This is a genomic window from Streptomyces sp. CBMA156 (genome assembly GCF_014596515.1).
Taxonomy (GTDB): Bacteria; Actinomycetota; Actinomycetes; order Streptomycetales; family Streptomycetaceae; genus Kitasatospora.
In genome coordinates, this window is sequence record NZ_MSJQ01000448.1 from 20,738 (window position 1) to 28,025 (window position 7,288).

7 protein-coding genes are annotated in these 7,288 nt (G+C 72.1%); 6 read left to right on the forward strand and 1 reads right to left on the reverse strand.

Annotated features, from left to right (window positions below; translation table 11 throughout):
* Positions 1 to 214: 214 nt before the first annotated feature.
* Entirely contained in the window at positions 215 to 1,024 is an 810-nt protein-coding gene (gene whiG / locus BU198_RS40740) for an RNA polymerase sigma factor WhiG (protein WP_188301743.1), read from the forward strand.
* A 153-nt stretch (positions 1,025 to 1,177) separates the two neighbouring features.
* Positions 1,178 to 1,762, forward strand: coding sequence for a TetR/AcrR family transcriptional regulator (locus BU198_RS40745; protein WP_188301749.1), 585 nt, complete (start codon positions 1,178 to 1,180; stop codon positions 1,760 to 1,762).
* A 69-nt stretch (positions 1,763 to 1,831) separates the two neighbouring features.
* On the opposite strand, the gene BU198_RS44105 is transcribed toward BU198_RS40745, so the two are convergent.
* Positions 1,832 to 2,248, reverse strand: coding sequence for a M23 family metallopeptidase (locus tag BU198_RS44105; protein ID WP_317620525.1), 417 nt, complete (start codon positions 2,246 to 2,248; stop codon positions 1,832 to 1,834).
* Positions 2,249 to 3,185: 937 nt separating this feature from the next.
* Between BU198_RS44105 and rpsB the strand changes: the two genes are divergently transcribed.
* The 4 genes from rpsB (at position 3,186) to frr (ending at position 6,787) form a co-directional block, all read left to right on the forward strand.
* A complete protein-coding gene (rpsB, locus tag BU198_RS40755; protein WP_188301744.1) occupies positions 3,186 to 4,136 on the forward strand; it encodes a 30S ribosomal protein S2 in 951 nt (316 codons plus the stop codon).
* A gap of 129 nt (positions 4,137 to 4,265) precedes the next feature.
* Positions 4,266 to 5,105, forward strand: coding sequence for a translation elongation factor Ts (gene tsf, locus BU198_RS40760; RefSeq protein WP_188301745.1), 840 nt, complete (start codon positions 4,266 to 4,268; stop codon positions 5,103 to 5,105).
* Positions 5,106 to 5,366: 261 nt separating this feature from the next.
* Positions 5,367 to 6,131 (forward strand): UMP kinase, encoded by a 765-nt coding sequence (gene pyrH, locus BU198_RS40765; protein ID WP_030056790.1) that lies wholly within the window; start codon positions 5,367 to 5,369, stop codon positions 6,129 to 6,131.
* A 98-nt stretch (positions 6,132 to 6,229) separates the two neighbouring features.
* Positions 6,230 to 6,787, forward strand: a complete 558-nt coding sequence (frr, locus tag BU198_RS40770; RefSeq protein WP_188301746.1) for a ribosome recycling factor — start codon at positions 6,230 to 6,232, stop codon at positions 6,785 to 6,787.
* The last annotated feature ends 501 nt before the right edge of the window (positions 6,788 to 7,288 follow it).

Sequence of the window (7,288 nt, forward strand, 5' to 3'; positions counted from 1 at the left end):
CCGGCCGGCGGTGGTACCAGGCCAGCCCGCGGACGCGGTCCGAGGCGGTGAGCCGGTTGGCGGTGCCGGCACGGCAGGTGCCGCCGGCCCGCCCGCCGGCGCATCCCCCGGCGCGGTGGCGTCCGGCGCGCTCCGGCAGCCAGGCAGCGCGCAGGCCCGGAGCGCCGCCTCCCCGCCTTTCGCCTCGCCGCTGTCCCCGCCCCGCCGGGAGGGGGTGGCGGGCGGCGATCGGCGACAGGACACCCGGGATGCCGCGACGCAGGGGCGAACGGCGCTCGAAGACCTCTGGCGCTCCTACAAGGAGAGCGGGGACCAGCGGCTGCGGGAGCAGCTGATCCTGCACTACTCACCGCTCGTTAAGTACGTGGCGGGGCGGGTCGGGGTCGGTCTGCCCTCCAACGTCGAACAGGCCGACTTCGTCTCCTCCGGGGTCTTCGGGCTGATCGACGCGATCGAGAAGTTCGACATCGACCGCGCCATCAAGTTCGAGACCTACGCGATCAGCCGCATCCGCGGCGCGATCATCGACGAGCTGCGCGCCCTGGACTGGATCCCGCGCTCGGTGCGGCAGAAGGCCAAGGCGGTCGAACGGACGTACGCGACGCTGGAGGCCCGGCTGCGCCGGACTCCGCACGAGCCCGAGGTCGCGGCCGAGATGGGCATCGCGATCGAGGACCTGCACGCCATCTTCAGCCAGTTGTCGCTCGCCAACGTGGTGGCCCTGGACGAGCTGCTCCACCCGGTGGGGGAGGGCGGCGACAGGCTGAGCCTGATGGACACCCTGGAGGACCACGGCGCGGACAACCCGGTCGAGGTGGCCGAGGACCGTGAGCTGCGCAGGCTGTTGGCCCAGGCGGTCAACACCCTCCCCGAGCGGGAGAAGACGGTGGTGACGCTCTACTACTACGAGGGGCTCACCCTCGCCGAGATCGGACAGGTGCTGGGGGTGACGGAGAGTCGGGTGAGCCAGATCCACACCAAGTCCGTCCTCCAGCTGCGCGCCAAGCTGTCGGACATCCGATAGGGCATCGGGAGGCGACGTCGGAAACCGGGCTGTCGGAAACCGGGCCGTCGGGCGTCGGCCGTGGGCCTGTGGCTCCTCCCGGTGCGCGGCGCCGTATCGGTCCAAGGTAGGGCTCCGTAGAGTGGGAGCGTGCCGAAGATCCGAGCGGCCACGGTGGCCGAGCATCGCCAGCTCCAGCGAGCAGCCCTCCTTGACGCTGCCCGCACCCTGCTCACCGAGGGCGGTATGGAGGCCCTGACCTTCCCCGCACTCGCGGCGCGCACCGGGCTGGCGCGCTCCTCGGTCTACGAGTACTTCCGCTCCCGCGCCGCCGTGGTCGAGGCGCTCTGCGAGGTGGACTTCCCGCTCTGGGCGGCTGAGATCGAGGCCGGGATGGCGAGCTGCGACACCGCCGTCGAGCGGGTCGAGGCCTATGTCCGGGGCCAGCTGGCGCTGGCCGCCGATCCCCGGCACCGCGCGGTCGTGGCGATCTCGGCGCTGGAACTCGACGAGGCCGCGCGCGAGCGGATCAGGGCGGCGCACGGCAGGCTGGCCGGCCTGGTCGGCCGGACGCTGGAGGATCTCGGCCACGAGCAGCCCCGGCTCGCCGCGACCCTGGTCCAGGGAATCGTGGAGGCGGCGACCCGCCGGGCCGAGCAGGCGCAGGCCGGCGGCCGCGGCGGTTGCGCGGCCGAGAGCCCCGAGGAGATCGCCGACGCCGCCGTCGCGCTGGTGTTGCACGGGCTCGTCCGTTCCTGATCGGCCTCCGTCGGGAGCCCGGAGGGTGAGCGAAGGCGCGCGGGTGCGTGGAGTGCGCGCACGCGCGCGCTACCCGCCCGTGCCGTCCAACGGCAGCAGTCGCGCGGTGCCCGCGCCGAACAGAGCCAGTGGGTCCAGGTAGCGGGCTCCGCGCAGCAAGCCCCAGTGCAGGCAGTCGCGTCCGGCGCAGTGCCGTCCGTCCGGGGCGAGCCGCCCGATCACCTGCCCGGCCGCCACCGAGGCGCCGACCGGGACGGTGCCGTTGACGGGCAGGTAGGTGGTCCGGAGCGGGGGAGAGCCCGAGCCCGGGTGGGAGACGGTCACCACCGGCCGTCCCGCCACCGGTCCGGAGAAGGTGACCACCCCGGGAGCGGCCGCCCGTACCTCCACTCCGGGCGCGGCGGCGAGGTCCACGCCCCGGTGCCCGGCGGCCCAGGCCTTCGCCGGAGGATCGAACCGCCCCAGCAGCCCGGCGGGCCCGCCCACCGGCCAGGCCCGTCCACCACCCTGCCCGGCCCCGCCGCCCGGGCCCGAGGCGTCAGCCGCGCCGTTACCTCCCGAAGCCCCCGAAACCTCCGAAGTACCCGAGGCACTCGAAGCCCCCGACAGCACGAGCGGCGCCGCCACCACCACGGCCAGTACCCCGCGCCTCCACCGACCGCCCCGAACCACCCCGACCGCCCCGACGGTCCTGACCACCACCCCGCCCGCCTCGCCCATCCCGCCCACTCCACCGAACCGTCCGCGACCAGCCATGCCCGCAGGCTGGCCGTCCCACCGCCCGCGCGCCACCCAGATCCGGATTCCTGTGGACAAACCGCCTCCACCCCCGAACGCCGTCCCCCCGACGGGTGTACGAGTGCCACCATCCGGTGTACGGGCGGCATGCCGGCCACCGGTCCCGGGCAGGCACCCGGCAGCCCGCGCCCGCCTCCTGCCCCTCCGCGCCTCCCAGCCCCGCGCCGCCCGTCCCAGCCCCGCGCCCCCGCCGCGCACCTCACCCCCGTCCGAGCCCCGCGCCGCGAGCCCCCCGACGCCGCCGCAGCCCCACCGGAACCCGCCGGTCCAGGCCGTTTCCCAGGCTCTTCCCAGTTCCCCGGCGGGGGCCTGGTCGCCCGTGGAGTCGCCCGCCCCTCGGCGCTTCCCGTACACTTCACACGCGACCCGGTCTGCCGGGTCGACTTCGCACGCCCCGCCACCGGCGGTCGGACGCGGTTCGTCCGCGGCCCCGCCAGGTGCGAGTGCCGCTCGGTCCGCCGAGCCCGACCGGCCCCAGGCCGGGCGGGCGCAAGCGGCTCGGCACGTTCGGGGCGTCAGGCGTGGCTGTCACCTGGCCGCCACGGACAAACCGAGCCTGACCCGGCTGTGGGCTATCGCTGCGACGCAGTGCCGCTGCCGGGCCGCAACACCAAGGAGTACGGCAATGGCCGTCGTCACGATGCGGGAGCTGCTGGAGAGCGGCGTCCACTTCGGTCACCAGACCCGCCGCTGGAACCCGAAGATGAAGCGCTTCATCATCACGGAGCGCAACGGCATCTACATCATTGACCTCCTGCAGTCGCTGAACTACATCGACCGCGCCTTCGAGTTCATCAAGGAGACCGTTGCCCACGGCGGCAGCGTCCTCTTCGTCGGCACGAAGAAGCAGGCCCAGGAGGCCATCGCCGAGCAGGCCACCCGCGTGGGCATGCCCTACGTGAACCAGCGCTGGCTCGGCGGCATGCTGACCAACTTCTCGACCGTCTACAAGCGCCTTCAGCGTCTGAAGGAGCTCGGCGAGCTGGACTTCTCGGACGTGGCCGGTTCCGGCCTCACCAAGAAGGAGCTCCTGGTCCTCCAGCGCGAGCACGACAAGCTGGAGAAGACCCTCGGCGGTATCCGTGACATGCAGCGCGTCCCCAGCGCCGTGTGGATCGTGGACACCAAGAAGGAGCACATCGCGGTCGGCGAGGCCCGGAAGCTCAACATCCCGGTCGTCGCCATCCTGGACACCAACTGTGACCCGGACGAGGTCGACTACAAGATCCCGGGCAACGACGACGCGATCCGCTCCGTCACCCTGCTGACCCGCGTGATCGCCGACGCCGTGGCCGAGGGCCTGAAGTCCCGCGCCGGTGTCGCCAAGGGCGACGTCAAGGCCGAGCCGGGTGCCGACCAGCCGCTGGCCGACTGGGAGAAGGACATCCTCGAGGGCGAGAAGAAGGCCGAGGAGGCCCCCGCCGCCGACGCCGCCGTTGAGGCCCCCGCCGCCGACGCTGCCATCGAGGCCCCCGCCGCCGACGCTGCCATCGAGGCCCCCGCCGTCGAGGCTGCCGCCACCGAGGCTCCGGCCGTCGAGGCCCCCGCCGCCGAGGCTCCGGCCGAGCAGGCCTGACGTACCAAGGGTGAGGGGCACTCGCCGGTACGAAACCGGCGGGTGCCCCTCTCTCCCGCGCCGGGACCGAACCACCGGTCCCGGCGCCACTCCACGCAGACACGCGAGACGCGAGAAGAGATTCACACCATGGCGAACTTCACCGCCGCGGACGTCAAGAAGCTCCGTGAGCTCACCGGCGCCGGCATGATGGACTGCAAGAAGGCCCTGGACGAGGCCGAGGGCAACGTCGAGAAGGCCGTCGAGCTCCTGCGCATCAAGGGCCAGAAGGGCGTTGCCAAGCGTGAGGGCCGCGACGCCTCCAACGGTGCCGTCGCCGCGCTGATCGCCGAGGACAAGAAGTCCGGTGTCCTGGTCGAGCTGAACTGTGAGACCGACTTCGTCGCCAAGGGCGAGAAGTTCGTCGAGGTCGCCGCCATGATCGCCGCCCACGTCGCCAAGTCGGCCCCGGCCGACCTGGACGCCGCCCTGGCTTCCGAGATCGAGGCCGGCAAGACCGTCCAGCAGTTCGTCGACGAGGCCAACGCTTCGCTGGGCGAGAAGATCGTCCTGCGTCGCTTCGCCCAGTTCGACGGTGACGGCTTCGTCGCGGTCTACCTGCACAAGACCAGCCCCGACCTGCCGCCGGCCGTCGGCGTCCTGGTCGAGCTGGACAAGGAGAACGCCGAGGTCGCCAAGGACGTCGCGCAGCACATCGCCGCCTTCGCGCCGAAGTACCTGTCCCGCGAGGAGATCCCGGCCGAGGAGCTCGAGAACGAGCGCCGCGTCGCCGAGGCCACCGCCCGCGAGGAGGGCAAGCCGGAGGCCGCCCTGCCGAAGATCGTCGAGGGTCGCGTCACGGGCTTCGTGAAGGAGAACTCCGTCCTGGAGCAGGCCTTCGCGAAGGACAACAAGAAGACCGTCGCCAAGGTCCTCGCGGAGAACGGCGTCGCCCTCAAGCGCTTCGCCCGCTTCCGCGTCGGCGCCTGAGCCACGTTCCACCTGGTCCCCGGCCCCCTTACGCTGGGAACCGCCCCCGCCCGCTGACCGGGGCGGGAGGAACGCCGAACGGGCTCACCCCACGCCTACCGCCGACGGGCGGGCTCGCGTCGGCACCATGAACGACGAGGAGGCCATTGCCGTGCAGGACACCGAACCGGTTCCCGCGGCAGTGGCCTCCTCGCGTGTACACGCAGGCGGGGCATCCGCACACCCGCGCCTGTGACCAGTAGGTGCAAAAAGGAGAAGTCCATGCAGGAGACGCAGGAGACCGCGCAGGACCCCAAGGCGGGCTCGCGCCGCCGGGTGCTGCTCAAGCTGTCCGGTGAAGCCTTCGCCGGTGGTGGCGGGCTCGGCGTCGACCCGGACGTCGTGCACGCGATCGCCCGGGAGATCGCCACCGTCGTCCGTGCCGGTACCGAGGTCGCGGTGGTCATCGGCGGCGGGAACTTCTTCCGGGGCGCCGAGCTCCAGGTCCGCGGCATGGACCGGGCCCGTTCCGACTACATGGGCATGCTCGGCACCGTCATGAACTGCCTGGCGCTGCAGGACTTCCTGGTCAAGGAAGGCATCGAGACCAGGGTCCAGACCGCCATCACCATGGGCCAGGTCGCCGAGCCGTACCTCCCGCTGCGGGCCGTCCGGCACCTGGAGAAGGGCCGCGTGGTGATCTTCGGCGCCGGGATGGGCATGCCGTACTTCTCCACCGACACCACGGCCGTCCAGCGCGCCCTGGAGATCCACGCGGACGTCCTGCTGATGGGCAAGAACGGCGTGGACGGCGTCTACGACTCCGACCCCCGGACCAACCCGGACGCGGTCAAGTTCGACGCGCTGGAGTACTCCGAGGTCATCGCGCGCGACCTCAAGGTCGCCGACCTCACCGCGATCACGCTGTGCAAGGACAACAACCTGCCGATGCTGGTCTTCGAGCTGCTGGCCGAGGGCAATATCGCGCGCGCGGTGAAGAGTGAGAAGATCGGCACACTCATCAGCCAGGATTCTGTCCGGGCCTGAGCAGCAACCAGCCGTACCGGGCGGCGCCGGCGCCGCTACCGGCCGCCGCGCCGACACCGGTCGGGACAACAGCAGATGAACCGGACAGGGAGACCACAGTGATCGAAGAGACCCTCCTCGAGGCCGAGGAGAAGATGGAGAAGGCCGTCCTCCACGCCAAGGACGACTTCGCGGCCATCCGCACCGGCCGCGCGCACCCGGCGATGTTCGCCAAGATCGTCGCCGAGTACTACGGCGCCAAGACCCCGATCAACCAGCTGGCCTCCTTCTCGGTGCCGGAGCCGCGGATGGCGGTCGTCTCGCCGTTCGACAAGACCGCGCTGAAGGCCATCGAGCAGGCGATCCGCGACTCCGACCTGGGCGTCAACCCGTCCAACGACGGCTCGATCATCCGCGTGGTGCTGCCGGAGCTGACCGAGGAGCGCCGCCGGGAGTTCATCAAGGTCGCCCGCACCAAGGGCGAGGACGCCAAGGTCTCGATCCGCGCCGTGCGCCGCAAGGCCAAGGACGCCATCGACAAGCTGGTGAAGGACGGCGAGATCGGCGAGGACGACGGCCGCCGTTCCGAGAAGGAGCTCGACGACACCACGGCCAAGTACGTGGCCCAGATCGACGAGCTGTTGAAGCACAAGGAAGCCGAGCTGCTCGAGGTCTGATGAACGACGCCCCTGACGCCCCCGGCTACTGGGGCACGTCCGACCAGCAGTTCCAGCCCTACCGTCCGGCGCCGCACCCGCAGGCGGTCCGTACCCCGGCCCACCAGGCGCCGGGGTACGGAGAGCAGCCGGCACCGGTCCAGGGACACCCCGGCCACCCGGGCGGCCACGCCGTGCCCCCGGGCGCGCCGGGCCCCGTTCCGGGGGCACCGGGCCTCCGTTCGGATCAGTCGCAGCAGCCTCCGGTGTACTGGGGCGGCGACGCGGAGGAGACTCAGGTCATGCCTCCCGTACCGGCTGACCCCGGCCCGCCGCCCGGCGCGCCCGCCCGGCCCGCCCCCCCCCGGCCCCCCACCCCCCCCGCCCCGCGCCCCACGGCGACGTGCACGGTCGAGCGTCTCCGGGGGTTGTGAGACACTTCCGTCCGTCTCAGCGCCGTGACCTGGGATTTGGGACGCCGGGCCGGTGAGGTTGGAGAAGCGGAAACGCCGAACGGCCCGG

Coding starts and splice junctions, on each gene's coding strand:
- rpsB (WP_188301744.1), top strand. CDS start 3,186: ATGGCCGTCGTCACGATGCGGGAGCTGCTGGAGAGCGGCGTCCACTTC.
- tsf (WP_188301745.1), top strand. CDS start 4,266: ATGGCGAACTTCACCGCCGCGGACGTCAAGAAGCTCCGTGAGCTCACC.
- pyrH (WP_030056790.1), top strand. CDS start 5,367: ATGCAGGAGACGCAGGAGACCGCGCAGGACCCCAAGGCGGGCTCGCGC.